The 25626-nt window shown below is 66.6% G+C and carries 22 protein-coding genes and 1 tRNA gene; 16 read left to right on the top strand and 7 right to left on the bottom strand.

The window, feature by feature from the left end; all coding sequences use genetic code 11:
- Positions 1 to 93: 93 nt before the first annotated feature.
- Positions 94 to 1941 carry a protein kinase domain-containing protein gene (locus ACVCAG_RS10055; protein ID WP_447189759.1) on the top strand — a complete coding sequence of 616 codons (1848 nt, stop codon included), beginning with the start codon at positions 94 to 96 and terminating at the stop codon, positions 1939 to 1941.
- 134 nt (positions 1942 to 2075) lie between these two features.
- Here the strand turns inward: ACVCAG_RS10055 and ACVCAG_RS10050 are convergent, their stop codons facing one another.
- Both ACVCAG_RS10050 and aceE read right to left on the bottom strand, forming a co-directional pair.
- Entirely contained in the window at positions 2076 to 3656 is a 1581-nt protein-coding gene (locus tag ACVCAG_RS10050; protein WP_447189758.1) for an alpha/beta hydrolase, read from the bottom strand.
- Between the two features lie 94 nt (positions 3657 to 3750).
- A complete protein-coding gene (aceE, locus tag ACVCAG_RS10045; RefSeq protein ID WP_440085101.1) occupies positions 3751 to 6498 on the bottom strand; it encodes a pyruvate dehydrogenase (acetyl-transferring), homodimeric type in 2748 nt (915 codons plus the stop codon).
- A gap of 1341 nt (positions 6499 to 7839) precedes the next feature.
- On the opposite strand from aceE, the gene ACVCAG_RS10040 reads away from it, so the two are divergent.
- The 6 genes from ACVCAG_RS10040 (at position 7840) to ACVCAG_RS10015 (ending at position 11029) form a co-directional block, all read left to right on the top strand.
- Positions 7840 to 8247 (top strand): secondary thiamine-phosphate synthase enzyme YjbQ, encoded by a 408-nt coding sequence (locus ACVCAG_RS10040; RefSeq protein WP_343967721.1) that lies wholly within the window; start codon positions 7840 to 7842, stop codon positions 8245 to 8247.
- Positions 8248 to 8370: 123 nt separating this feature from the next.
- A complete protein-coding gene (locus ACVCAG_RS10035; protein ID WP_329084203.1) occupies positions 8371 to 8799 on the top strand; it encodes a DUF3052 domain-containing protein in 429 nt (142 codons plus the stop codon).
- Between the two features lie 83 nt (positions 8800 to 8882).
- The gene (locus ACVCAG_RS10030) at positions 8883 to 9341 is read left to right on the top strand and encodes a redoxin domain-containing protein (RefSeq protein ID WP_440085100.1); all 459 of its coding nucleotides are present in this window, start codon (positions 8883 to 8885) and stop codon (positions 9339 to 9341) included.
- 62 nt (positions 9342 to 9403) lie between these two features.
- On the top strand, positions 9404 to 9715 hold the full coding sequence (locus tag ACVCAG_RS10025; protein WP_440085099.1) for a hypothetical protein: 312 nt from the start codon (positions 9404 to 9406) through the stop codon (positions 9713 to 9715).
- Between the two features lie 214 nt (positions 9716 to 9929).
- A complete protein-coding gene (locus tag ACVCAG_RS10020; protein ID WP_440085098.1) occupies positions 9930 to 10922 on the top strand; it encodes an ROK family protein in 993 nt (330 codons plus the stop codon).
- 32 nt (positions 10923 to 10954) lie between these two features.
- A tRNA-Val gene (locus ACVCAG_RS10015) sits at positions 10955 to 11029 on the top strand.
- 56 nt (positions 11030 to 11085) lie between these two features.
- On the opposite strand, the gene ACVCAG_RS10010 is transcribed toward ACVCAG_RS10015, so the two are convergent.
- Positions 11086 to 11592: a tyrosine-type recombinase/integrase gene (locus ACVCAG_RS10010; RefSeq protein WP_440085097.1), complete on the bottom strand. Its 507-nt coding sequence runs from the start codon at positions 11590 to 11592 to the stop codon at positions 11086 to 11088.
- A gap of 3 nt (positions 11593 to 11595) precedes the next feature.
- On the opposite strand from ACVCAG_RS10010, the gene ACVCAG_RS10005 reads away from it, so the two are divergent.
- The 4 genes from ACVCAG_RS10005 to ACVCAG_RS09990 all read left to right on the top strand — a co-directional run bounded on the left by ACVCAG_RS10005 (position 11596) and on the right by ACVCAG_RS09990 (position 17231).
- Positions 11596 to 12894 (top strand): IS256 family transposase, encoded by a 1299-nt coding sequence (locus tag ACVCAG_RS10005; RefSeq protein WP_440085096.1) that lies wholly within the window; start codon positions 11596 to 11598, stop codon positions 12892 to 12894.
- Positions 12895 to 12944: 50 nt separating this feature from the next.
- On the top strand, positions 12945 to 15884 hold the full coding sequence (locus ACVCAG_RS10000; RefSeq protein ID WP_440085095.1) for an Ig-like domain-containing protein: 2940 nt from the start codon (positions 12945 to 12947) through the stop codon (positions 15882 to 15884).
- 39 nt (positions 15885 to 15923) lie between these two features.
- On the top strand, positions 15924 to 16538 hold the full coding sequence (locus ACVCAG_RS09995; protein ID WP_440085094.1) for a hypothetical protein: 615 nt from the start codon (positions 15924 to 15926) through the stop codon (positions 16536 to 16538).
- A 282-nt stretch (positions 16539 to 16820) separates the two neighbouring features.
- Complete coding sequence (locus ACVCAG_RS09990; RefSeq protein ID WP_440085232.1) at positions 16821 to 17231, top strand: transposase; 411 nt, start codon at positions 16821 to 16823, stop codon at positions 17229 to 17231.
- A 567-nt stretch (positions 17232 to 17798) separates the two neighbouring features.
- Here the strand turns inward: ACVCAG_RS09990 and ACVCAG_RS09985 are convergent.
- Positions 17799 to 19034: a poly(ethylene terephthalate) hydrolase family protein gene (locus tag ACVCAG_RS09985; protein WP_440085093.1), complete on the bottom strand. Its 1236-nt coding sequence runs from the start codon at positions 19032 to 19034 to the stop codon at positions 17799 to 17801.
- A gap of 760 nt (positions 19035 to 19794) precedes the next feature.
- Here ACVCAG_RS09985 and ACVCAG_RS09980 point away from each other — a divergent pair.
- The 4 genes from ACVCAG_RS09980 (at position 19795) to ACVCAG_RS09965 (ending at position 22247) form a co-directional block, all read left to right on the top strand.
- Positions 19795 to 20097 (top strand): hypothetical protein, encoded by a 303-nt coding sequence (locus ACVCAG_RS09980; protein WP_440085092.1) that lies wholly within the window; start codon positions 19795 to 19797, stop codon positions 20095 to 20097.
- 67 nt (positions 20098 to 20164) lie between these two features.
- The gene (locus tag ACVCAG_RS09975; protein WP_440085091.1) at positions 20165 to 20398 is read left to right on the top strand and encodes a helix-turn-helix domain-containing protein; all 234 of its coding nucleotides are present in this window, start codon (positions 20165 to 20167) and stop codon (positions 20396 to 20398) included.
- 596 nt (positions 20399 to 20994) lie between these two features.
- Positions 20995 to 21660: an ATP-dependent Clp protease proteolytic subunit gene (locus ACVCAG_RS09970; protein WP_440085090.1), complete on the top strand. Its 666-nt coding sequence runs from the start codon at positions 20995 to 20997 to the stop codon at positions 21658 to 21660.
- Entirely contained in the window at positions 21657 to 22247 is a 591-nt protein-coding gene (locus ACVCAG_RS09965; protein WP_440085089.1) for an ATP-dependent Clp protease proteolytic subunit, read from the top strand. The genes ACVCAG_RS09970 and ACVCAG_RS09965 overlap by 4 nt, the downstream gene beginning before the upstream one ends.
- A gap of 27 nt (positions 22248 to 22274) precedes the next feature.
- Here ACVCAG_RS09965 and ACVCAG_RS09960 read toward each other — a convergent pair whose 3' ends face one another.
- Together ACVCAG_RS09960 and ACVCAG_RS09955 are read right to left on the bottom strand one after the other, a co-directional pair.
- Entirely contained in the window at positions 22275 to 22631 is a 357-nt protein-coding gene (locus ACVCAG_RS09960; protein ID WP_440085088.1) for a helix-turn-helix domain-containing protein, read from the bottom strand.
- A gap of 260 nt (positions 22632 to 22891) precedes the next feature.
- On the bottom strand, positions 22892 to 23647 hold the full coding sequence (locus ACVCAG_RS09955) for a LysR substrate-binding domain-containing protein (protein WP_440085087.1): 756 nt from the start codon (positions 23645 to 23647) through the stop codon (positions 22892 to 22894).
- Between the two features lie 55 nt (positions 23648 to 23702).
- On the opposite strand from ACVCAG_RS09955, the gene ACVCAG_RS09950 reads away from it, so the two are divergent.
- On the top strand, positions 23703 to 24074 hold the full coding sequence (locus tag ACVCAG_RS09950; protein WP_440085086.1) for a DUF5997 family protein: 372 nt from the start codon (positions 23703 to 23705) through the stop codon (positions 24072 to 24074).
- Positions 24075 to 24426: 352 nt separating this feature from the next.
- Here the strand turns inward: ACVCAG_RS09950 and ACVCAG_RS09945 are convergent, their stop codons facing one another.
- Entirely contained in the window at positions 24427 to 25461 is a 1035-nt protein-coding gene (locus tag ACVCAG_RS09945) for a hypothetical protein (protein ID WP_440085085.1), read from the bottom strand.
- Positions 25462 to 25626: the final 165 nt, after the last annotated feature.

Below are 25626 nucleotides of genomic sequence, written 5' to 3'. Positions count from 1 at the left end.
TCGCCTTTACGTCCGCCGTCCGGTGGAGGAGGGTGATCGCCGCCGTCCGGGTGTGTAATGTTCTGGCAAAGCGCAGGGGGCGAGGGGTTCGCGGTGCCGGAGATCAGACCGTTGCGGCCGGGGGACCCGCCGCGACTGGGGAAGTACGAGCTCAGGGGCAGGCTGGGGGAGGGCGGGCAGGGGGTCGTCTACCTCGGGGAGTCCGAGGACGGCGAGCGCGCCGCCGTCAAGCTGCTGCACGTGCGCTTCACCGAGGAGACCCACGCGCGCTCCCGCTTCGCCCGCGAGCTGGCGGCGGCCCGCAGGGTGGCCGCCTTCTGCACCGCCCGGGTGCTCGCCGCCGACCTCGACGGCGAGGCGCCCTACATCGCGAGCGAGCTGATCGAGGGCCCCTCGCTGCGCGAGATCGTCGAACGCGACGGGCCACTGGCCGGGGAGGCGCTCGAACGCCTCGCCGTCGGCACGGCCACCGCCCTGACCGCGATCCACCACGCGGGCATCGCGCACCGCGACTTCAAGCCCGACAACGTCATGCTCGCCACGGACGGCCCCCGCGTCGTCGACTTCGGCATCGCGAAGATCATCGACGAGAGCGGGACGATCACCACCCGCGCGGTCGGCACCCCCGCCTACATGGCGCCCGAGCAGATCGCCGGAGAGCGGGTGGGGTTCCCCGCCGACGTGTTCGCCTGGGGCTCGACCATCCTCTTCACCGCCACCGGCAGGGCTCCCTTCGGGAGCGACACGATCGTGGCGACACTCAACCGGGTCATCAACCACGAGGCCGACCTGAGCGGCCTGCCCGACGGGCTGCGCGAGGTCGTCGCCGCCTGCCTGCACAAGGACCAGAGGCTCCGGCCCACCTCGGACGTGCTGCTGAAACGCCTGCTCGGCCACCCGGTGGACGAGGAGGAGACCCCTCAGGCCTCGCAGGAGGAGCTGGCCGAGGGAGCGAAGGCCGCCACCGGGGACCTGACCCGGCAGGAGGAGCCGGCCGGGTCAGGTCCCCGGTGGCGGCGCCGGTCCGCGGCCGTCGCCGCGATCGCCGGCGGGGTCGTGGTCCTCGGCGTGGCGGGTGTCCTGCTGGCCGTCGAGCTCGGCATCGCGCAGGGCGACCGGATCGAGCCCACCCGTCCACCGGCCGCCCAGCCGTCGGCGTCCCCCTCGCCGTCGGCGGCCCCGGAGGTCTCCACCGGCTCGCCGCTGCTCGACCGGATCAGGGACACCGGCAGGCTCCGGGTGGGGTTCAGGAAGGGCCTGCCGGGGATCTCGCTGGGGGAGGACCCGCCCCGGGGGTTCGAGGCCGACGTGGCCGCCCACCTCGCCACGGCCCTGGGGGTGCCCGGCGGCGGGCTCGAATTCCTGCCCGTGGGGTTCGGCGACCGCGAGAGGGACGTGGAGAGGGGCAGGGTCGACCTCGTGATCGCCAACTTCTCGATCGACGGCGCCGACCGCGGCCGCGTCGCCTTCGCCGGGCCGTACTACATCGCCCACCGCGACGTGCTCGCCCGCGCCAGCGAGAGGATCGACACGCTGAAGGACCTGCGCGGCAAGAGGATCTGCCTGTCACCGGGCCAGACCACGGGCACGATGATCCGCGAGAGGGGCGTCGACTTCGTCGACGTACGGGGGCTCGACCCCGCGCAGTGCGCGTCCCAGGTGGCCGACGGCAGCGCCGACGCCATGGTCGGCGACGACCTGCTGATCGCCGGCTTCGGCGCCCGGCTGCGCGACGTCAAGGTCGAGATCGCCGGTCTCAGGCTCACCACCGAGAGGTACGGCGTCGCGCTCAGGTCCGGAGACCCCGTGGCGTGCCGGAAGATCAACGAGGTGATCACCTCGATGTACGCGGACGGGACCGTGGAGCGCCTGCTCGAAGAGCACCTGGGCAGGGTCGGCTTCCGCTTCGAGACCGCGCGGCCGCGCCTGGAGACCTGCTGAGGTACGCCCGCTTCGAGACCGCGTGACCCCGCCTGGAGATCTGCTGAGTCCGCCCGTCTCGAGACCGGGCCGTTCCGCATGGAGACCCGCCGAGGCCCGGCGGGGATCCGCCGGGCGCCTCCCGGGAAGTCGCGTCACGAGCCGGTGCAGACGACCCCCCTGTCCGGGACCTTCCCGTCGATCAGGTAGGCGTCGATCGCCTTCTTGACGCACGTGTCACCGGACAGATAGGCGCCGTGTCCCTCGCCCTTGTAGGTCACCAGCACGCCCGTCCTGAGCTCCGCCGTCAGCTTCGGCGCCCACTCGTACGGCGTGGCGGGGTCGCCGGTGCCGCCCACCACCAGGATCGGCGCCGAGCCCGTGGCGTTGATCCGCCTGGCCTCGTCGCTGCCGGGGACCGGCCACATCGAGCAGATCAGGCCCATTCCCGCGCCGCCGAACAGCGGGGAGACCTTCAGCGTCTCGTCCTCCAGCGCGTTCAGCTGCTCGGGGGTGGGCCGCTCCGCGGTGTCCGCGCAGCTGATCGAGGGGAAGCTGCTCATGAGCGTCGTGTAGCTCCCGTCGGGCTGGCGGCCGCTGTAGCTGTCGGACAGCGCCAGCAGGATCCGCCCGTCGCCCTTCGCCGCCTGGTTCAGCGCCTGGTCCAGCAGCGGCCAGGTCATCTTCGAGTACAACGCGGCGGCGATGCCGGTGCCCGCCAGTCCCTGCGTCAGGAGACGCTTGCCGACCTTGAGCGGCTTGTCGTTCAGCTCGTCCATGAGCTTCATGACGTTCTTGTCGGCGATGGTCGCGTCACTGCCGATCTCGCACTCGCGGGGCTGCTTCACGCAGTCCTTCAGGAAGGCCTCGTAGGCGTGCTGGAACCCCTTCGTCTGGACCATCGTGCGCGTCTCCAGGGTGACGCTCGGGTCCAGCGGGGCGTCCAGCACGAACCGGCCCACGTTCTTCGGGAACCTGGTCGCGTAGACCGCGCCGAGCTGCGTCCCGTACGAGATGCCGAAGTAGTCCAGCTGCTGCTCGCCCAGGGCCGCGCGGAGGCGGTCCATGTCCGCGGCGGCGTTCACGGTGCCGATGTAGGGCAGCAGCCTGCCCGAGGTCTGCCGGCAGGCCGTCACGAACTCCTTGGTGGTCTCCCGGCTCTTGGCGCGCTCGGCCTCGTTGGCGGGCAGGGTGTCCATCGCGGTGAACCGCTCTATCACCGCGCTGTCCCCGCACCTGACACCGGCGCTGCGGCCGACCCCGCGCGGGTCGAAGCTGACCAGGTCGTAGCGGCTGTTCAGGGTGGTGAAGGCCTTGGCGGCCTGGCTCATGGTGTCGACGCCCGAGGCGCCGGGGCCGCCGAAGTTGAAGACCAGCGAGCCGATCCGTCTGCCGGGGTCCGTGGCCTTGACGCGGATGACGGCGATCTCGATGGACTCGCCGCCCGGTCTGGCGTAGTCGAGCGGGACCTTGAGCTTCCCGCACTGCTGGGCGATGTCCTGCTTCGAGGGGGTCGCACCGCCGGGCCGCTTGATGTCGGTGCACCGGCCCCAGGCGATCGTCTCCGCGGGGGTGGCCGTCGTCGGAGTGGCGACCGGTCCGGAGGTGTCCGAGACGGTCCCGCCCTCGACGGTCCCGCCTCCGCCGGCCCCGTCCCCGCCGGAACCGCCACCGCAGGCGGAGAGCACGGTCGACAGGGCCGTGACCGTCGCGGCCACTCTAAGGATTCTTGCCATGGAACAGCTCTCCCCTGGAATCGTTCGCCGGGGGGAGCGATTAACACTAACCGGGCGGGCCCTCCATGGAAAAGGAGAACCCGCCCGGGGACGATCAAACTCCCATGGACTGGGTGTCGTTGCTCTCGGCGCCCGCGGCCTCGGTCACGCCGTTCTTCAGGTGGTACATGGAGATGGCGTCGCCCAGCACCTCCTGGTCGAGCTCGCCCCGGTTGACCAGCTGGGTGAGCACCGCCAGGGTGATCGAGGCCGCGTCCACGTGGAAGTGGCGGCGCAGCGCCGACCGGGTGTCCGACAGGCCGAAGCCGTCGGTGCCGAGCGAGCTCCAGTCACCGGGAACCCACTGGGCGATCTGGTCCTGGACCGCCCGCATGTAGTCGCTCACGCCCACGAACGGCCCCTGGGCCCCCGACAGCGCCTGCGTGACGTACGGCACGCGCTTCTCGGCGTCGGGGTTGAGCATGTTGTGCTCCTCGGCGGCGAGCGCGTCGCGGCGCAGCTCCGCCCAGGAGGTGGCCGACCACACCTCGGCCGCCACGCCCCAGTCCTCGGCCAGCATCCGCTGGGCCTCCATGGCCCACGGCCCGGCCACGCCGGACGCGAGGATGTTGGCCTTCGGCCCGGACACGGACGGAGCAGGGGCGAACCTGTACAGGCCCTTGAGCAGGCCCGCCACGTCCAGGTCCGCGGGCTCGGCGGGCTGGAGGTAGGGCTCGTTGTAGACGGTCAGGTAGTAGAAGACGTTCTCCGGCTCCTCGCCGTACATCCTCCGCAGGCCGTCCTTGACGATGTGGGCCACCTCGAACCCCCACGACGGGTCGTAGGAGATCGCCGCCGGGTTCGTCGAGGCGATCAGCGGGGTGTGGCCGTCCTCGTGCTGCAGGCCCTCGCCGTTCAGCGTGGTGCGGCCGGCGGTGGCGCCGAGCAGGAAGCCCCGGCCCATCTGGTCGGCGAGCTGCCACATCTGGTCGGCGGTGCGCTGCCAGCCGAACATCGAGTAGAAGATGTAGATCGGGATCATGTGCTCGCCGTGCGTGGCGTACGACGAGCCGACCGCGATCGTGGAGGCCATCGAGCCCGACTCGCTGATGCCCTCGTGCAGGATCTGACCCTCGGTCGACTCCTTGTACGACAGCAGCAGCTCGCGGTCGACCGCCTCGTACGTCTGACCGTGCGGCGAGTAGATCTTCGCCGTCGGGAAGATCGCGTCGAGACCGAAGGTGCGCGCCTCGTCCGGGATGATCGGCACGAACCGGTGGCCGATCTCCTTGTCGCGCATGAGGTCCTTGAGCAGGCGGACGAACGCCATGGTGGTGGCGACGTTCTGCTTGCCGGAGCCCTTCTTCAGCTGCGCGTAGGCGGCGTCGCCGGGAAGCGTGACCGGCTTGGCGCGCATCACGCGCTTGGGCAGGAAACCGCCCAGAGCCGCGCGCCGCTCCTTCATGTACTGGATCTCGGGGTCGTTCTCGCCCGGGTGGAAGTACGGGGGGAGGTCGCCCTCGAGGGCGGAGTCGGGGATCGGCAGGTAGAGCCGGTCGCGGAACTCCTTCAGGTCGGCCTTCGACATCTTCTTCATCTGGTGCGTCGCGTTGCGCGCCTCGAAGTCCTTGCCGAGGGTCCAGCCCTTGATGGTCTGGGCGAGGATGACCGTCGGCTGGCCGACGTGCTCGCGGGCCGCCTTGTAGGCCGCGTACACCTTGCGGTAGTCGTGGCCGCCGCGCGACAGCTTGCGGATGTCCTCGTCCGACAGATGCTCGACCATCTTGCGCAGGCGCGGGTCGTCACCGAAGAAGTTCTCGCGGATGTATCCGCCGGTCTCGACGGAGTACGTCTGGAACTGGCCGTCGGGGACGGTGTTCATCTTGTTGACCAGCACGCCGTCGACGTCGGCCGCCAGCAGCGGGTCCCAGTCGCGGCCCCAGACGACCTTGATGACGTTCCAGCCGGCGCCCCTGAAGTAGGACTCCAGCTCCTGGATGATCTTGCCGTTGCCGCGCACCGGGCCGTCGAGGCGCTGCAGGTTGCAGTTGATGACGAAGGTGAGGTTGTCGAGCTCCTCACGGGCCGCCAGGCCGATCGCGCCGAGCGACTCGGGCTCGTCCATCTCGCCGTCGCCGAGGTAGCACCAGACGTGGCTGCGGCTGGTGTCCTTGATCTTCCGGTTCAGCAGGTAGCGGTTGAACCGGGCCTGGTAGATCGCCCCGATCGGGCCGAGACCCATGGAGACCGTGGGGAACTCCCAGAAGTCGGGCATCAGGCGCGGGTGGGGGTAGGAGGGCAGGCCCTTGAACCCGTGCGAGAGCTCCTGCCGGAAGGCGTCGAGCTGCCCCTCGTTGAGGCGGCCCTCCAGGAAGGCGCGGGCGTAGATGCCCGGCGCGGCGTGGCCCTGGAAGAAGACCTGGTCGCCGGACTCGCCGTGATCCTTGCCGCGGAAGAAGTGGTTGAAACCCACCTCGTAGAGGGACGCGGCGGAGGCGTAGGTGGCGATGTGCCCACCGACGTTGGTGCGGGCGTTGGCCCGGGTCACCATCACGGCCGCGTTCCAGCGCGTGTAGGCGCGGATCCGGCGTTCGACGTACTCGTCGCCGGGGAACCAGGGCTCGCGCTCCGGCGGGATGGTGTTGATGTAGTCGGTGCTGCGCAGGCCGGGCACCCCGACCTGGTGTTCGCGGGCGCGCTCCAAGAGCCGGAGCATCAGATAACGGGCCCGAGTGCGACCTTCCGTCTTTATGACGTTGTCGAGCGACTCGAGCCACTCCTGGGTCTCGCTGGGGTCGACATCAGGAAGCTGGCTGGGTAGGCCGTCGCTGATGATCGAGAAACGCTGGCGTCCGGAAGCCACTGGGTCTCGCCTTCCGAGGATGGACTTTTGTCTGGTGTAGGTCGTCTTCCATCCTGGTCGCTTACCCCGGAAAGTGCATCTCTACTTACCGGTAACCAGGAGATCCCTGCTGGCAGTGATACGAAAGTGGCCTAGACCACCGATGGTAGGACGAATCGCCACCAAAGGTTACATCGAGGTTCCCCCTTTTTTACAGGTTCCCGTACCCCTGGGAATCCGGGACCCGCCGTCTCGTCTGTCCTGTCGCCCGTTCTGTAAGGTCCTCCGGGGTGCCAGGGAGCTCCGTGAGGTCCTCCGGGAAGCGTTGCGAGGCCCTCCCGGGAGCCGGGTGAGGTCCTCTCGGAAACTCCGTGAGGCCCTCCGCGGAGCGGAGAGTGCCCTCCCGCCGCGCGATGTGCTCGGACATCGTGGTCGAGACCCTCACTTGTACGCAACGTACGATCCTCTCCTGAAGTGCCCTTCCGGGCGCCTTCCGCACCGGCTTTCGCCCTGTTTCCCGCTACTTTCCCGTTACCTCTTCCGGTCGAAGGCCGGCCGCGGCTTCCGGTGAGGGTTCGGCCGCGGCGGGATCGGGCTCGCCGTCCCGTGGCTCTCCCCTTGGTTTTCTCATGGTTTTCCTCGCGGGGGGAGTGCGGAGGAGGCAAGGAGGGGGCGGGGATGAGGGCAGGGGTGGGCACCCGGCCCGCGGTGCCGCGTGCCGAACTGGTAACGATTCGTCCACCGGCCGGGAGCGGTTCGCGGACGGCATCCGGGAGGGGAAAGCCGCGGACCACTCCCCGGGTCGCCCTCGACCGCGGCGAGACCCCTGTCCGGCGAGTCCTCGCCGGCCGGAACCGACCGGAGCCGACCGGAGCCGACCGGGACCGGATGGGGCCGGTTGGGACCGGATGGGGCCGGTGCCGCGCGATGCGAGACCGGCGGATCGGTGGCGCCGGCCCGCCCGGAGAGGGAGATCCCGATCGAGGCCGCGCCGGGTATCCGCGCGCCGCGACCGCCCTGTTCCCGTAATCGATCCACCTGATCCGCCCCGGTGAACGCCGGGCCGGCGGAGAGGGCCGCCACGACCGTCACGGCATCTGCGGCGGCCGGCGCGCGAGGCCGTCGTCGGACCCCGTGGCCCGGACCCGCCACATCCGGCCGGGACATCCCGAAACCGCACCCGGCTTCTCCTGTCGGCTTCTCCTGCCGGGGGAACGGTCCAGGCGCGGGCATTCCGGGAACCGGACACGGCGATCTTGCCGCCGTGCCGGCAGGGCATCGGGCGGCGGCGGGGACCACCCGTCGCCCCCGGGACAGGGTGCGGTCGTCATCGCAGCTCACGATGGATCGTAGGATCGGTATGTGAGATCTCAGACGATCGAGGTGGTAACGGGTTCCCGGGAACGGGTGCACGACATCACCTCCGAGTGCGAGAGCTTCGTCCGGTCATGTGGGGGCGACGGCCTGTTGAACGTCTTCGTGCCCCACGCGACCGCGGGGGTCGCGCTGCTGGAGCTGGGCTCAGGCAGCGACGACGATCTGCTCGCGGCCCTGGAGGCTCTGCTTCCGGCCGACGACAGATGGAGGCATGCGCACGGATCACGAGGGCATGGACGGTCGCATGTCATGCCCGCCCTCATTCCGCCGTACGCCACCGTCCCGGTTCTCTCCGGGCGGCTCGCGCTGGGAACCTGGCAGTCCATCGCCGTGGTGGATCTCAACGTCGACAATCTGGAACGCCAGGTCCGTTTGTCATTTTTGTCGGACTAATTCATACGTAGCCCAGTCGTTGCCGTGGCGACCGTTGACGACTGAGGGTCACAGCGTGTGGACTGTGCCGAAGCACTCTGAGCACCGTGTGATTGCGGGGCCATTCAAGCAGGAGGGACAAACGTGAGCGCGACCGCGGGTCAGGCGCAGGGCGAACGCGGCCTGGCCGAACGACTCGGCCTCAAGCCGGGTCAGGTGGTGCAGGAGGTCGGATGGGATGAGGACACCGACGACGATCTGCGCGACTCCATCGAGGAGCTGACCGGTAACGAGCTGGTCGATGAAGACTTCGAGGACGTCGTCGACGTCGTGCTGCTCTGGTGGCGTGACGGTGACGGCGATCTGTTCGACGCCCTGAGCAGCGTGGTGACCAACCTCACCGACGGCGGCCAGATCTGGCTGCTCACTCCCAAAGCCGGCCGGGACGGGCACGTGGAGCCGAGCGACATCGGGGAAGACGCGACCACTGCGGGTCTTTCGCAGACCAGCAGCATCAGTGCCGCTCCCGACTGGTCGGGGACGCGTCTGGCGACGCCCAAGGCGCGCCGCTAAGGGTCCGCCCTGCCGTACGGCTCACGCGGGCCGTACGGCAGGATGATGACGCCTGCCGTCAGCCGAGGAAAGGAGCCCCGATCATGGCGATCGAGGTGGGTGGCCAGGCTCCCGACTTCGAGCTGAGGGACCAGCACGGCACCCCGGTCAAGCTTTCCGAACATCGGGGCAAAAAGATCGTGCTGATCTTCTACCCTCTCGCCTTCAGCGGCGTCTGCGGCAACGAACTTGACGCCGTCCGCGACGAATTCGGCGCCGACATGCCGGAAGACATTAAAATTCTTACGATTTCAGTTGATTCAATCTTCGCTCACCGCGCGTGGGCGGATCAGCGGGGCTACGCCTTCTCACTGCTCTCCGACTTCTGGCCGCACGGACAGGTCGCGCGGGCATACGGTGTATTCGACGACGAGAAGGGCTGCGCGGGACGCGGGACCTTCATCATCGACGGCGAGGGTGTGGTCCGCTGGCGTGTCGTGAACCCGGTTTCGCGGGCCCGCGACGTCGCCGAGTACCGCAAGGCGCTCGCCGAACTTCCCTAAGCGGTGATCCGGCGGACGCCCGCTCGCGAGGTGCCTGCCGGTCCGACCTCTCGGAGGCGATCATGCCCTGCTTCTCCTGCGGGGCCAGGCAGACCGACCCGATCCGTGGTGCCAGTCCGTGGACGCGCGGGGTGCGCGACGAGACACAGGTGCTGATCTGCCCGGACTGCCGGCGCACCCACGAAGCCGACCTCGACACGTGCTCCTCGTGCGGCTCCGTCGCACTCATCTGCCGGTTGGGCGAGGTGGAGTGCCGCTCCTGCGGCTCGGTGCGTCCGGCGCGAGGCGACGGCAGCCTGGCCGCCTCCTACGCGCCCGGCCTGGCCGACGAGGTGGAGGCCGCCCTGGCCAGGGTCCTGCGCCGGGTCCCCTGAGGACCCACCCGGCCCCGGCCGTTCCCGGAGCCGTCCGGGCGCGCATCGGACGCGGGCGTGTCCCTGCCAGACGGGGGCGGATCCCCGGGCGGCGGGCGGCCCGCCGGTACCGCTCGCCTGCCCGCCCGTACGGGGGAGATCCCTCCGTTCCGACGTGCCGGGCGTGCGCTAGTGTCGGGCTCGGTCCCGCCCCTTCGACCCGCTGGACAGGTGCATGAGCTCCTTCGTTGTTGCCCTTGACGTCGGTGGAACGTCGATGAAGGGCGGCCTCGTCACCCGTTCCGGCGAGATCCTCCGCACCGACCGGCGCGCCACCCCGCGCGACAGGGGGCCGGCGGCCGTCATCGCGACGATCCGGTCCTTCATCGACGACCTCGCCGCCGCGGGGGGCGGCACTCCCGAGGGGGTCGGTCTCGCCGTACCCGGCCTGGTCACCGCCGAGGCGGCTCTCTACTCCGCCAACATCGGCTGGCGCGACGTCCCGGCGACGGACCTCGTCCCGCTGGACGTCCCCGTCATGCTCGGGCACGACGTCCGCACCGGTGGTCTTGCCGAGAGCGTCCTCGGTGCGGGCCGAGAGCTCTCCGACTTCCTGTTCCTGCCCATCGGCACCGGTATCGCGGGTGCCGCGATCCTGCACGGCGAGCCGTACGGCGGGAGCGCGGGATGGGGTGGCGAGATCGGCCACATCCCGGTCTTCCCGGAGGGCGAACCGTGCGCCTGCGGCCAGATCGGCTGCCTGGAGACCTACGCCTCCGCCTCCGCCGTGGCCCGTCGCTACTCCACCCGCGCCGCCTCTTCCCCCGCCCTTCCCTCCTCCACCGGTACCTCACCCGTCGCCGTCCCGGTAACCGCTGAGCGGGTCGCCGCCCTGACCGCCTCCGGTGACCCGCTCGCCACGGAGATCTGGGGAGACGCGGTCGAGGCGCTCTCCCTGGCCCTGGCCACCTACACGCTTCTCCTCGACCCCTCCGCCATCGTTCTCGGCGGCGGCCTCGCCGAAGCGGGCACCCTCCTCTCCGCCCCCTTGGCCGAACGGCTCCGGCAACGCCTCGCCTTCCGTCAGGCCCCACCCCTGCGCCACGCCGCCCTCGGCGTGTCCGCCGGCATGCTCGGTGCCGCCCTCCTCGGCTGGCGCGCCGCCGGCTTCACCGACGCGGGAACCACGTGGTCTCTCGATGTACTGAAGTCCCCCCGGGTGGCGTAAAGTGTTATCCCGTCTGTCCAACGGGATTCCCCGGGCGCTTAGCTCAGCGGTAGAGCGCTCGCCTTACAAGCGAGATGTCACTGGTTCGAACCCAGTAGTGCCCACCAGCCAAAACGCCCCGTATCCGATCTTCGGAACGGGGCGTGAGTGACTAACTGGGTTACTAACTCCCGAAGATGTCGTCCATGGCCTCCGCCCCCTGCATGAGCACCGGCCGGATCTGCTTCCGATAGACGGTCTCGGTGACCACCGTGTTCCGGTGCCCGACGAGCCGGGAGATGTCCTCGATCGGGACGCCCGAGTCCGACAGCAGCGAGACGAAGCTGTGCCGCATCTCGCGGGGAGTCCAGTCGGTGCCACGGAGTCCCGCCTTCTCAATGATCTTCCGTACGTCGCGCCGCACGTTGCCCGCGCTCATGGCGGTGCCCTTCGAGGTGGAGAAGACGAGATCCGTCTCCGTCCCCGCCTTCTCCTGCTCTTCCCGGAGCGTCCGCAGCGCGTCCACGCACCGCCGGGGGAGCTTGAGGGAACGGCGCGACTTGACGGTCTTGGTGTCTCCCTTCTGCCGCACGGACCGCCACACGTAGATCGCGAACTGCTCGTTCTCCCACCCTGTCTCGGTGACGGGACTGTACGGTTTTCGGTGTAACTCCTGATCAAGGAGATACACCTGATGAGTACTGTGATTCAGGCATCCGCAGACACGGACCTGGAGGAAGCCGCGGTGACGCGGAAAGACGAGACCTCGGACCGAGAGCTGGTCGGCCGACTGGTCGACCAGGCCCGTGCCGAGGGGCTGGAACTGGTGGGCGAGAACGGACTGCTGGGCCGGCTGACCAAACTGGTGCTGGAATCGGCGCTGGAAGGTGAGATCACCGACCATCTCGGCTACGACAAGCATGATCGGGCCGGTCGCGGTGCAGGCAGCTCCCGCAACGGCGCCCGCTCCAAGACGGTGCTGACCGATGTCGGCCCAGTGGAGATCACTGTGCCGCGGGATCGGGACGCCAGCTTCGAGCCGAAGATCGTGCGCAAGCGCCAACGGCGGCTGTCGGGCGTTGATGAGATGGTCATCTCCCTGTCGGCCAAGGGGCTGACCACCGGGGAGATCTCCGCGCACCTGGCCGAGGTCTACGGCGCGGAGGTCTCCAAGCAGACCATTTCCACCATCACCGACAAGGTGCTGGAGAGGATGGCCGAGTGGCAGAACCGGCCGTTGGATCCGGTTTACCCGGTGATCTTCATCGATGCCATCCATGTCAAAATCCGCGATGGTCAGGTCGCCAACCGGCCCATCTACGTGGCGTTGGCGGTCACCGTCGACGGCGAGCGCGACATCCTGGGACTGTGGGCCGGCGATGGCGCAGAGGGCGCGAAGTTCTGGCTGCACGTGCTGACCGAGATCAAGAGCCGAGGCGTGGCCGATGCGCTGATGGTGGTCTGTGACGGGCTCAAGGGCTTGCCGCAGGCGATCGAGACCGTCTGGCCCTTGGCCGTCGTGCAGACCTGCGTGGTGCACCTGCTGCGCGCCTCCTTCCGCTACGCCGCCCGCCAGCACTGGGACGCCATCGCCAAAGCGATGCGGCCGATCTACACCGCGCCAACCGAGGCTGCCGCGCTGGAGCGGTTTTATGAGTTCGCCGAGCTCTGGGGCGGCAAATACCCGGCGATCGTGAAGTTGTGGGAGGACGCCTGGGCTGAGTTCGTGCCCTTCCTCAACTTCGATGCCGAGATCCGCCGGGTGATCTGCTCGACCAACGCGATCGAGTCGGTCAACGCCCGCATCCGTCGGGCGGTCAAGGCTCGTGGCCACTTTCCGAACGAGCAGGCCGCGCTCAAGTGCGTCTACATGGCGATCATGAGCCTGGATCCCACCGGCAAGGGCCGCAAACGCTGGGTCACCCGGTGGAAGACCGCGCTGAACGCCTTCGCGATCACCTTTGAAGGTCGCCTGTCCCCGGCTTCCCGATAGAACCAATCAAAACCGAGATACACCGTTAACTGGACAGACCCTAGCACCGGGTGCTGGCGACCGAACCGGCCAGCGATGCCACCGAGGTCCCTCTGGACTCTCAGATCAAAGTAACGTTCACCGAAGAAGTCAGCGAACCCGTGATCGCGGTGAAGACCGTGCAGGGCGCCGATGTCCAGGGCGCCGTCGCTACCGACAGCACCGGAAAGATCGCGACCTTCACCCCTGCACAGCTGCTCCACCCCGGCATGGGGTACACCGTTGATGTGTCGGAAGCGATCGACGCGTCGGAAAACGTCATGGAACCGTATACGTGGTCGTTCACCACCAGCGGGCCGGACACGACGGCACCGACGGTGACTGCGACGAACCCTGCCACGGGAGCGGCGGACGTTTCGGTCACTACGGCGGTTAGCGCGACCTTTGGGGAGCCGATCTCTGAGGCTCAGATCACTCTGGAGGATCCGGCGGGAGCAGCGATCCCGGGGACATCGGCGATGGACGGCACCGCCAGGATCCTGACCTTCATTCCCAGCCAGCCGCTGGCTCCGAACACCGCGTACTCCGTTGAAGTAAGCGGTGCCAAGGACGCCGCTGGTAACGTGATGGCGGCCCCGTATAGCTGGTCGTTCACGACGGCACCGCCGGACACGACGGCGCCGACGGTGACCGAGACCGTTCCGGGTCTGGACGCCTCTGGGGTGGCGGTCACGACCGCCGTGAAGGTCACGTTCAGCGAACCAGTGTCGGCGGCGCAGGCTGCGGTGAAGGACCCGGCGGATGCGCCGGTTGCGGGTAACGCCGTGATGGACGCCGAGAACAAGGTGCTGACCTTCACCCCCGCGCAGGCATGGACCCCGGCCACCAAGTACACGGTGGCCGTGAGCGCGGCCAAGGACGCCGCAGGCAACACTATGGCCCCGCACAGCTGGTCGTTCACCACCGTCGGCAATCCCACCGGCACCAATGGGACCGACTATTCCATCACCGACAATGCCACGGTGGAATCCCCCATCACAATGTCGGGCTACTCCGGTAACGCCTCGACCACCTCCACTGTGGAGGTGCATATCGCCCACACCTACATCGGTGACCTCCAAGTCGACCTGGTCGCACCCGACGGCAGCACCTACCCCCTGCACAGCCACACCGGCGGCGACACGGACAACATCGATCAGACCTACACCGTCAACCTGTCCAGTGAGCCGATCAACGGCACCTGGAAACTCCGCGTCAACGACAACGCCAGCGGCGACACCGGAAAAATCGACTCCTGGAAACTCACCCTGGGCGGTCCTGCACCGGCCGGGCTACAGGCCCAGACGGAACCGGAGCAAAGGGCAGCTGCGTCGACATTGTCCCGGGCACCGGCCGAAAACTCCCAGCCCTCCCAGGTCGGAGCGGCCGCGGATCGGACTGCGGCCGCGACTACCAGCGGCACCTTTGACTATGAGCACTCCAGCTTAGAGGACTGCAGGGTCAGCCCGCGCGGAACTGACTATGCCGAATATGACGCTCGCATCGAGGAGCTACCCTACAGCTCATGCTGGTCCGCCTACCTCTATCTCCAGGACTACGAATACGACCCTGAGACAGGCAAGATGAGGAAAGCGAACACGAGGAGCAACGTCTTTAAGATATTTGCTGATCATGTAAAGGAGGACGTTACGGAGCTATTCGATGACGACGACGCTTTTCGCTTCCGCGCCACATGGGTTATTCATAGCTACCTAGGCGACAAGACCGGCACCAGCGTAGTCAACGGCGCGGGAAGCGGACTGAAGCCAACCAACATAAAAATGTTCCTCCGTCTCGATGACTTCGCAGTTGTCGATGATAGTGACGGCGGAGAGGTTAAGTTCTCAGGGAATAGAATGGGCGGCCTGCCCATCACTGCAGGGCTGCTGGCCGGCGCCCGGAGTGGTAGTAATGGCGAGTGTGCCCCTGATGACGAAACAAAGCACAAGGATGTTTCGGAATGGTATTCCAGGCCTGACGAGACGTTCCTCATCAGCGCATCAGTTCCCTCCGCCAGCACAATGATCTGTTCATTCACGCCAAGCCTTCTGCTTCATACAGATGACGGAATAACGGTCCTCAATCTCTGGAGCCAAGAGGTCAAGGACGAGCACGGCCTGACGATTGGCGTGCGGCGCCACGGCAGCGAAGAACCCCATAATTTCAAATGGGTGCCAAATTTCCGGTGCGATAGGAAGACTTTCGGTGCCGGTAATGATGATGTCCCGGACCACACCGGCGGCTGTGTCAACACTCGATCCAAGCGTGTGTTCATTATGTCCAAGTCCAGGGACAAGAGATTCATCGAGGTCATCGAGCATATTGAGGAAGCGCTGAACTCTAGCAACTCTCAGACTTTTCCGCCGCTTCGGCCGGGCCATAATTGGGGTAATGCAAGTTATCCGCCCAGCCGATATCTCCCAGTAGGCGGGCAGAACAAGGCGATCCCCGGCAACTGGGGGGCTCCTGGTGCCAACAACCCGGCAGGGAAGCCGCTGACCCGTGGCATAACCAAGACCGAGGCCGACGCTGAAGGCACAATCCCGACCTATGACCACAACAGAAATTATTTCTCTAAGAGAGAGCTGCATATGGATGTGGGGACGGAAAGGGAAATGCACTGGCTTCTCCCGCCGTCCCTATCGGTCCCGCCGGCGACCGAGGCTGAATACGAGAGTCGCGAGAAAGAGCGTGCTCGCCACGCCTGGACCATAAACTACTGCAAATACTACATGCCGGAAAAGTATCGTGCGCCGAACACGCCAGATAAACTACCCAGGGGAATGGGCAACTCCTGCGACGAGTACCCGTTCGCGTCAACCCTCCAAGGAGCCGCTTATGCTCAAGGGAATTTTTCCTTGAAAGCTGTAAATGCCGTGCAAAACGGCTTGCACGGGACGGAGCTCGAAAAGTTCTATACACAATTTCGAGTAGGACGAGGCACTAAATTCTGGGTTCTCATCGAATCTTAAGATTCGCCAGATGAACCTGTCCTAGGAGGCGGGCGAGGAGTGGCGTTGCTAAACTTCTCGCCCGCCTTCCTCTCGCCGTCGTCGTACAGAATCTGGATATCTTCTATGAATGCCCTTCCTACCGAAAATCAACATAGTCTCCTGCGTGAACATGGACTCCATGACTTCTTTATGGCCCAATGGGTCAGCATCGAAGACATCGGCGAGGTGGCCCGGCGGCTGCACATCGAAGCGGAGACGACAGTCGTGTGCGACTTTCAGGATGCTATGGAATTCTACGGTTCTACGTCCGAGGGGTCGCATCGGGCTTGGATTACCCGCCTTGCTCCCGGCTGGTCCCTAGTTCTTTATCTCAATGGATTTAGGTCATCTCCGGAGGCCCTCAGCCTAGGCGGCCAGCGCGTTTTCGATGTCTCATGCATCTACGGTATTGGAGAAATCGATGAACTCTCCTACATCCACGATGGTGTATGGGATGGAACCATCTATGATGAGGAAGAATATCGCATTTACTGGGAGGATCTGAGATATGACATTAATTCACTAGAAGGGCAGCTAGAGGAGTATCTATGTGTTTTGGGAAGAGTCAGTGGGCGGTTTCTCGACCGCGATTGGTTTTCATCGCAGGGGCTGCTGGGCATCATTCCCGAGTAAATGCGCATGTCTCATTTGCGAGCAAAGGATGTGTAAATCTCTTTGTGAGGGATGTGAGACTCTCTGGCCTTGATAGCCCGTGTCGCATCGAACTGTTCAGGCGACGCAGCCGTGGCGTGAATCAATCTTGTGGATTTCGGAAACAACCTGGCCGTAATGCCAGGTCAGAGTAAGCGTTGGTAGGGATCAACAGCGGTCTTGAAAGCCGCTAGAAGATCAATGAAGATCTTGGGTTCTGGCTCCGCTACGTGATCGGCGGGGCCAGACTCATGTCTCGTGGTGATGGGGCAATGGGCCGGGGAGACAATTGGGCCGGATGTGTGGCAGACCTGCCGGGAGCTGATCCCGCCCGGGAGCGTGTTCGCGTTCCTGGCCGAGCACCGTGATCGGCTGTTTCCCGCGTCGATGTTCGCCGACATGTACCCCTCGGCCAACGGTCGCCCCAGCATGCCGCCTCAGGTCTTGGCGGCCGCGATCACGTTACAGGCCCTGCATGGCTTATCGGACTTCGAGACCGTCCAGGAACTGCGTTGTGACCTGCGATGGAAGGCCGCTTGCGGGCTCGGGTTGCACGACACCGCCTTCGACCCCTCGCTCCTGGCCTACTTCCGCCGCCGGCTGGCCCGCACCACGCGCCCGGACCGCTTCAATGCGTCGGTCTACCCGCCTCGGAGAATTATCGGCAATAAGTAAAGATCAGTAGACATGAGCACGTCCATAAGTTCACGCCCTACCTGTGCTGTAGAACGCGGTCGGCCATGCCGGAAGTGAGCTGGACGGATCCACGCTAAGAGGTTTCCTGGGTGACCAACTGAGTGACAACGACCATGGACGAGGCTGGACGTCGGTAGACCACCGTGGACTGTATCCGCAGGTGAGGGCGGGTATCAGGCATGGTCTCGCCCCCTCCTGGGTTGCCTTACAAGCGAGATGTCACTGGTTCGAACCCAATAGTGCCCACCACAAGCCCTTGACCTGCGTTAATAGGTCAAGGGCTTATCTTTCGATCCAGCCTTCTCTGCCGCATCGTTCAGTCACACCTCGCTTAGGTGATCGAGCCGTGTGAGCGCGCACCTGTGCCATTCCGCTGTCATCCGGCTCATCCGGCGTGCAGGAATCTCACCCAGGTAGTGCCGGGTCTCGTACGACGGCCGTCGTGCCGCAGGCGGGGCTTCTGTCGTGGAGAGATGGCCCGGCGACGCCGGGAGGGAGGGGGCGGTGGCATCTGACGGCTGGTGGCCACGGCGTGCCGGACGGGTGTCACGGGCGGCTGCTGCAGGTGAGGGAGGGGGTCGACGGAGTACCGCCGGCCAGGAAGCCGAAGGTGGTCGTGCCGGACGCCGGGATCGAGCCGTTGTAAGAGGCGTTCGTCACCGTTACCGCGAGGCCGTCGGCGGCCAGCGTGCCGTTCCACACCTGGCTGACCGTCTGGCCGTTGCCCGGCGTCCATCTGACGGTCCATCCGCTGACCGCCGAGCCGCCTGCCCGCACCGTGACCTCGCCCTGATAGCCGCCCGGCCACGAGTTCGTGGTGCGGTAGCTCGCGGTGCAGGCGCCCGCAGACGGGGAGGGCGAGGGGGTGACCGAAGGCGAAGGTGACGGGGTGACCGAAGGCGAGGGCGACGGGTCGCCTGGCGGCACGTATGGGCACTTGCTGCGGTACATCGAGATGCCGGTGGAGTCCATCAACGGGCACAGGAACTGGGTGTACCGGGTGTCGTTGTCAACGAAGATCTTCAGCCACGGGATCAGCGTCCGCATCTCGGTCGTGTTCGCCCTCGTCGCGAACAGGTGGTCCACGCCGGTTATCTCCACCCAGGCGCTCTGTGCCGTGGCCGGGAGAGTGCTGTACAACCCGTTGAGGTAGGACGGCGTGACCACCGTGTCCCTCTGCCCGGAGATGAACATCGTGGGCACCTGGTCACCGGCCAGGTTCAAGTTCCCCGTGGGCGAGCCGGGTGCGAGCCCGACCGCGGCCTTCAGCGAGGGGCGCCGGAGCGCCGCGATGAGGGCGCCGGCGCCACCCGCGGAGTGGCCGACCACCGACAACCGGCTGGAGTCGACGCGGTCGCGTACCGGACTCCGCTGGGTGAGATAGTCCAGCGCGGCGAGCAACTGGGTCGCTCGGGGGTCGGCGCCGTCGGTGCGGCTGTTGGTCTCGATTCCGATGACGACGAAGCCGAAGGAGGCGAGCCAGGGGCCCATCCAGGCCTCTTCGTCGGCGAACAGGGCGGAATAGCCGGGCACGATCGCGACCGCGCCGAAAGTCCCCTGGCCGGTGTCCGTCGGATAATAGATCACCCCGCCGCCGAAGCCGTTCCCGGGCGGCACGCTGATCTGCGCGGTGGCGAAGCTCCCCCTGGTGGCGGCCACACTGGCCAAAGTAGGGTCGGGACCTCGCTGATAGGGATTGTCGGCGGCCGATGCCGGCCGAGTCGCGACGGTCACCGCGAGCAGCCCAAGGACGACGAGCGCCGCGGCCATCGCACGCTTCACCCACCCGTCCCGCGGCCCGGGCACTGATCGGACTCTCCTGGCGGCACGAGGCGCCGGAGTCTCACTCACACGTCGTCGCACTGTGGTGTTCCTTCTCTTCGGGTGAGCCCCTCATCGGGATCAGCACGTGACGGCCATCTCCGAGTGGTCTTCGGTACGGCGGCTCCGCACCGCACCGCTCGCCTCCTCGTCCCGGCACCGGAACGCGTACCACGAGGGCGTCGTGATCGGCGGCCCCTGCATCACCACCCGGCAGTGGAAACCGCTCCGGGGACTTAGTGTGGAAACATCTCCGAAACGTGTCAAGATCCGTGTAAAACTTTCGGCGACTCGCTCCGGGCATATACGCGTCCTATGGTGTGTCGGCGCAGAATGCCGACGATAAAAGCACCTGAAACTTTCATCACGATCTTGGAGCCGGCCGAATGTGGATCGCTGCCTGCCAAGGGCGCGCATGGTGACCGGAGTTCCGTGAACCACGGACCGACACTGCCACTTCACCCTCACCGGAGCTGACGTGATGTTCCCGGGCCGCGTGAAAAGGGGGCCGAGCCTGGCGGGCCATGGTCGGATCACCTGGAAGGGCCGGTCTGGTCACGCGCGTGCTTCCGCGGCTCTCGGTAGTGTGGACATCAGGATCTTTGAGCGGCGATGTCGCTTGTGATCCGGATATTTCTGGTGCGAAGTCGGAGGTGATCACGGTGCATCCGGTCTTGTGACAGCCCCAGCCCGGGGCGTCACGGAGCCGAAAGGTGACCGTATGAGCAAGACCGACAAGACCCGGCCCTGGTGGGTGCGAATCGCCGACGCGCCGATGGTGACCTGTCGTGCCGTGCATGATCATCGGTTCGGGCCGTGCACCCTGCCCGACGAGATCACCGCCGACAGCGTGGATTTGGATCACCGTACGGGCGGCTGTCACTGGCGCGCCAGTATCTACTTCTGGTGCTGTTACGGCGGCAGTGACGGGAGCCGGGAGTGGAACTACTTCCGCCGCGAGGAGCGCCGCCGCAGCCGTCGCCAGGCACGCCGCGAGCTGCGCGCCTATTACGGCGAAGACTGAGCGAACGCGGGGGGCCGGGGTCCGCGATCTCCTCCGAGGGCTTCGTCCAACGCCTCCGTGCCTGTAGGTGCGCTGGGCGGATCCTGAAGCCAGACGCAAGATCGGTCTACGGCAGGAGGATGTCGCTCAGGAGATGGGCGTGTCACAGGCCCGCGTCTCACAGATCGAGAGCGGAGTGATCAGCGAAGTGGCCACCCTGGCCGCTTACGTGACGGCGCTCGGGGAGCAGCTCAAGATCGTGGCTGACTTCGGCGACTCGGCCATGGTGCTCGATACGCCTCGCGGTCGACGTACGGGGTGATCGTGCCCACGATGGATGCCGCAGGTCCGGTGTTCTTCTCTCCCTTGCGGGCTTTCGCGTTGCCGCCGCGCCGTCTGGCCGCGTTTCATATCTGAGTGACCAACTGGGTGACAACGACCCCGGACGGGGGCGGACGCCGGTGGACGGTCGTGGATTGTACGCCCAGGCCAGGGTCGGTATCCGCCCTGGTCACGCCCCTGCTCGGATCGCCTTGAAGGCGAGATGTCACTGGTTCGAACCCAGTAGTGCCCACCGGCCGGAACGCCCCGTATCCGATCTTCGGAATGGGGCGTGAGTGATTAACCCCCGAAGATGACATTCACGGCCTCCGCCTCAAGCCACCACTGACGCGGTGGAGGTGCCGTCTCAGGCCGGAGGAGCGAGGGAAGCGGTACGGCGGAGGGAAGAAAGGCGCTCTGCGCCGGACGATGACGATGAAGCAGGACGGGGTTCGCAGCAGGGAAGCGGGAATACCTGCCGGGCGGAGGGAGGGGGTGGCGGAGACGGCGAAGGGCGAGAAAAAGGGGAAGGGAGGCTATCAACCGGGCCGGAAACCGAGTTCTCTCTGCTCAGAGCAGATCTGCCCCAGGCGGATCGTGTCGACGCTGATCCGGATCGCCCCACATGATGGACGCATGGGCGAAGAATCGAAACTTCCACTGTTCAACGCGCGGGTGAGACATCAGCTTTACGAGCGGCGTGTTCTCGTTCTCGACGGCCCTCTCGATGATGACAACGGGACGTTGCTCGCCACGCAATTGATAGCACTCGCCACGCAGGATGCGTCGACCGATATCGCATTGTGGATTCACTCCCCGGGCGGCTCGGTTCCATCGATGCTTGCGATCCGTGACATCATTCGACTCATTCCCTGTGACGTATCGACCCTCGTGCTGGGCATCGCCTACAGCGCCGGGCAGTTCTTGCTGTCATCGGGTGCCCGAGGGAAGCGCCGCGCCCTGCCGCACGCACGTGTCCTGATGCACCAAGGCTCCGCCGGAATCGGCGGCACCGCGGTCGACATCGAACTGCAGGCCGACGATCTTCGGCATACTCGCGACACGGTGCTCGGTCTTATCGCCGAGGACACGGGTCAGTCCGTAGAGCGCATATTCGAGGACTCTCTGCATGACCGCTGGTACACGGCGCAAGAGGCACTGGACTACGGCTTCATAGACGCAATCGTCCAGAGCTTCACCGAAATCGCGCCACACGATCGCCCGCGGCCCGGATTCGGCGTCACCGAAGGAGTCGGCCAGTGACCACATACACGATCCCCAATGTCATCGCCCGGAATCCTCGTGGCGAGCGGATCATGGATGTCTACTCGCACCTGCTCACCGAGCGAATCGTCTATCTGGGAACCGCAATTGATGCGGGCGTCGCGAACGCGCTCGTCGCACAGCTTATTTTCCTGGAGTCAGACAACCCCGATGGTGCCATACAGTTCTATATCAACTGTGAAGGCGGGGATCCGAGCGCAATGCTCGCGATATACGACACCATGCGCTATATCCGCCCGCGGGTTGAGACAACCTGCGTTGGACAGGCCATCGCGGTGGGTGCCGTCCTTCTCGCCGCGGGCGCCGAAGGAAAACGTGCCGCTCTCCCGCACGCACGAGTGATCCTGCACCAACCGGCTGCTCAGGGGCGCGGAACGATCCCCGATCTCATCTTGCAAGCCGACGAGGTCGTACGTGTCCGAGCGGACATCGAGCGCATACTGTCACGGCACACGGGCCAGACCATCGAGACCCTACGCGCCGACACCGATCACGATCGCGTGTTCACCGCGACCGCGGCCTTGGAGTACGGGCTCCTCGACGAGATCATCGAGGAGCGTTCATAGGCTCGCGGATGATCCCGGCAGGCCACGCTACGCGGCCAGAGCATATGCCGCCGAGCAGGTGGCCCCTCTGGACGTGCTGCTCTGAGCAGGCCGCAAGCTCTCGGCAACGGCAAGGGTCAGATCGACCAGGGTGACATCCAGCGCGCCGGCGACCGCAGCGATCATTTCGCTCGACGGCTCTTTGAGGCCTCGTTCCATCTCGGAGAGATACTGCGGCGAGACGCCGGCGCGCCGCGCCGTCTCACTCAACTTCTCGCCCCGCTCGTGACGAAGACCTCTGAGACACTCACCGAGCGCGTGCCGCCACAGCGGCTCGCGAGCCGAGGACGGCTTGGGATCGGTCCGATCGATCGCCGGACGCAGCGGCGGGACAGAGGAGGCCATGCCTCACCATAGGTAGACGGCGCGTTCGAGTTCTGCCGGCTTCGCGCAGAGCAGAACCCTCCCCGGCTCCTCCGTCCCGCCCCGCGGGGTCGGTGAGGATCGCACATCGAACTCTGGTGTGCGATCCGAACCGATATCGCCGGAGGGCGAGCAGCACGTCTCGGGTGGCGTACCGATGTGCTCCGGATAGGACGATCGTGTTGCTCACGGTTTTCCGTAAGACGAAGCAGCATGATCAGCGACAGATCGGCAGGGCGGGGTCACCGAGGCCGGTTGCCCTTCCTCTTACGGCCGGCCGGCACGGCCCGGCGGCCGGAGCCGTTCTGCGCGGGTTTTTGCGCTTGCCGCTGTGCCGGTTTCCGCACAGGGATCGCAGGGGTCGCAGGGGTCGCGGGGGCGGCGGGGGTACGACCCCGCGAGCTGTTCACCGTCCGGCCGCGGACGATGCCGATGAAATCTTCCACCAGGTCAGTGGTCGCGTCCGTGGGCCAGGTCAGCGCGATCTGAGACTGCGGCGCGTCCGGCACCGGCCGGTAGGTGAGGTCCCTGCGGTGGTGGAGGCGCGCCAGCGACAGCGGGACCAGGAGAATCCCGGTGCCGGCCGCCACCAGCTCGACCGCGTCCTCCGTCGTGGCCGGGCGGGTGAACGCGGGCAGTCCGGGCCGGACCGTCCACTCGATGCTGTCGTCCAGAGGATGGAACACCTCTTCGTCGGCAAGGTCGGCGACGGACACCTCGTCGGCGGCGGTCACCGCGTGGTCCTTGGGAACCACGACCACCGTGGTCTCCAGGTAGAGAGGAATCACGCTGAGCCCGTCCCGGTCGACCGGCAGCCTGACGAATCCGGCGTCGGCGCCGCCGTTCCGCAGGAGCCCCACCGCCTCGGCGGCGGGAACCGCGACCAGGGTAACCGGCACGCCGGGCATTCTCTCGGTCCAGACGTTGACCCATTTCGCGGGTGTCACCCCGGGCACGTAAGCCAGTCGGAACGTCCTGCCGGTCTCTGCATCAGTCACTTCCTCAGGGTACCGATGACGAGGGAACCTGTTCCGGCTGACTATTCTTGACGCCATGACCTCGTCCAAACCGAAGACCATCCAGACGATGAAGCCCGCGACCGCGGCCAAGAAGCTGGGTGTCCCCCTCTCGGCCACTCCCGCCGAGTTCCAGGCGGGTGTCGTCTCCAGGGACGAGCTGAACGAGTTGCAGTCGACGCCACCCGCCTGGCTCGTCGACCTGCGCCGCAACGGCCCGCACTCCAAGCAGGTCATCGCCGCGAAGCTCAGGGTCTCCGTTGCGGGCCTGCTCAGAGGTGGGATCACCGGACCGCTCACCACCGCTGAGATCGATGCGCTGAAAGCGGAGAACCCGGCGTGGCTGGAGCGTGAGCAGGCCCTCCAGGTCGAGGTCCGCAAAGAGGCACTCCGCCTCAAGCAACGCTAGACAGCTGAGACCCGCACGTCTCCGATCCCGGACGCGTCTTTGAGCACTGGCCGGATCGGCTTCCCGCGGACGGTCTCGGTGGCCACCGTGTTCCGGTGGCCGACCAGGCGTGAGACGTCCTCTTGGACCCTGCCGGTGAACGACCTCCCTCATGAAGATCCGGAACATACACGGAACGATCCCTGCTCGCCATGTCCGGTGAGGCGGAAGAGCCCAGATCACCGCACCACGCGACGCACGAGACGCCTTTGACCTTTAAACCGCCGGCTCAGCCCCGACCGCCGGGGCTGTTTGCGCGCCCGGTCAGGGTCGCCGGGAGGCGCGCCGCCCGGTGAGGAACCGGCCCCGTTCCCTACGGGATGATGATCTCCAGGTTGGTCTGCCAGTTCAGGGGGAGTCGCCTGATGGACAGCGCCTGCTCGCCGGGCCTCCAGGTGGCGATCATGCTGGTGTGGTCGCTCTCCTGCGGATAGGCGGCCGTGGTCGTGACGAAGGCGCCCGCGAGCACCAGCCGCCCGTTCGGTGTCCAGCGCATCCTGCGGGTCTTGACGTCGACGGGCACGGGCGTCGACGGCAGGTGCGCCCATCGCAGGGTCTTCGTGTCCAGCACCCAGACGTCGAGATGTTCGTGGGCCCCCGTGGTGGGGGAGAGGAACGGGACGGCGATGTACCTGCCGTCGGGGCTGACCTCGCCGTCCTTGATCTCGCCCGCTCCGGTCGGCCTGCCGACCGGCCGCTCCTCCTCGGTGCCGGGGGTCACCAGGGCGAGGTTCCCGTCTCGCTGCTTCACCAGCAATTCCTGGGACGTCGCCGCGATGATCTGGGGGTATCTGCCGGTCTTCCGCAGGCTGTCATGGGTCAGGAGGATCGACTCGTCCCTGTGTTTGGCGTGCAGGCCGTACGGGGTGTCAAGGAAAGGTAACGCACCGCAGTGGCTCCAGCGGGGACGGCGTAGGACCTTCCCGTCCTCGGCCTGCTTCCGCACGGTGCACGGACCGTCGTGGACCGGCCGGTCCGTGATCCAGAAGCCGGAGTCGTCGAAGGTGGGGAACGCGTACCAGCCGGTGGCCAGCTTGCGCGCCTCGGCGCCCTTGAGCAGGTACAGCCGTCCTTGGTCGACCGCCGGTCCGCTCACCACGATCACGGTGTGCCTGCCGTGGACGAAGGTCGAGAGGGTGAGGCGCGGGTCCGGATCCGGCAGGCCCGTGACGGGCGTCGAGGCGCCGGTGTCGACGCTCAGTATCGCCGGGACCAGGCCGGCCGGGCCGTCGCCGCCGACGAGCAGACGAATCCCGCTACCGGGGCCGAGCGGCTGTCCGGAGAAGGGGCCATAGCGGCTTTGTGCGGCGCTCGCCGTGACCTGCGGGGTCGCCGCGGTGGGCCACACGGCTCGAGGTGTGGAGGTGCAGCCCACCAAGCACGCCAGGACCAACACCGGAAATTTCCTGATCCCGGACAAGCTCCGCGTCATGGGCAGAAACTACATCCTCCTTCCAGGAGGCCAGGGAAGACCACGTACGGCCGGCGAGCCGTCACCGCCGGACGCGTTTCA

Source organism: Streptosporangium sp. G12 (assembly GCF_052983175.1).
Note: the sequence above shows the minus strand (reverse complement) of the source record. Positions and strands in the feature narration are given on the sequence as shown.

What these genes read in the sequence shown, in the direction of transcription:
- ACVCAG_RS10050 (WP_447189758.1), bottom strand. Translation starts at nt 3,656, where the DNA reads ATGGCAAGAATCCTTAGAGTGGCCGCGACGGTCACGGCCCTGTCGACC.
- ACVCAG_RS10030 (WP_440085100.1), top strand. Translation starts at nt 8,883, where the DNA reads ATGGCGATCGAGGTGGGTGGCCAGGCTCCCGACTTCGAGCTGAGGGAC.
- ACVCAG_RS10025 (WP_440085099.1), top strand. Translation starts at nt 9,404, where the DNA reads ATGCCCTGCTTCTCCTGCGGGGCCAGGCAGACCGACCCGATCCGTGGT.
- ACVCAG_RS10020 (WP_440085098.1), top strand. Translation starts at nt 9,930, where the DNA reads ATGAGCTCCTTCGTTGTTGCCCTTGACGTCGGTGGAACGTCGATGAAG.
- ACVCAG_RS10005 (WP_440085096.1), top strand. Translation starts at nt 11,596, where the DNA reads ATGAGTACTGTGATTCAGGCATCCGCAGACACGGACCTGGAGGAAGCC.
- ACVCAG_RS09990 (WP_440085232.1), top strand. Translation starts at nt 16,821, where the DNA reads ATGGGGCAATGGGCCGGGGAGACAATTGGGCCGGATGTGTGGCAGACC.
- ACVCAG_RS09980 (WP_440085092.1), top strand. Translation starts at nt 19,795, where the DNA reads ATGAGCAAGACCGACAAGACCCGGCCCTGGTGGGTGCGAATCGCCGAC.
- ACVCAG_RS09960 (WP_440085088.1), bottom strand. Translation starts at nt 22,631, where the DNA reads ATGGCCTCCTCTGTCCCGCCGCTGCGTCCGGCGATCGATCGGACCGAT.
- ACVCAG_RS09950 (WP_440085086.1), top strand. Translation starts at nt 23,703, where the DNA reads ATGACCTCGTCCAAACCGAAGACCATCCAGACGATGAAGCCCGCGACC.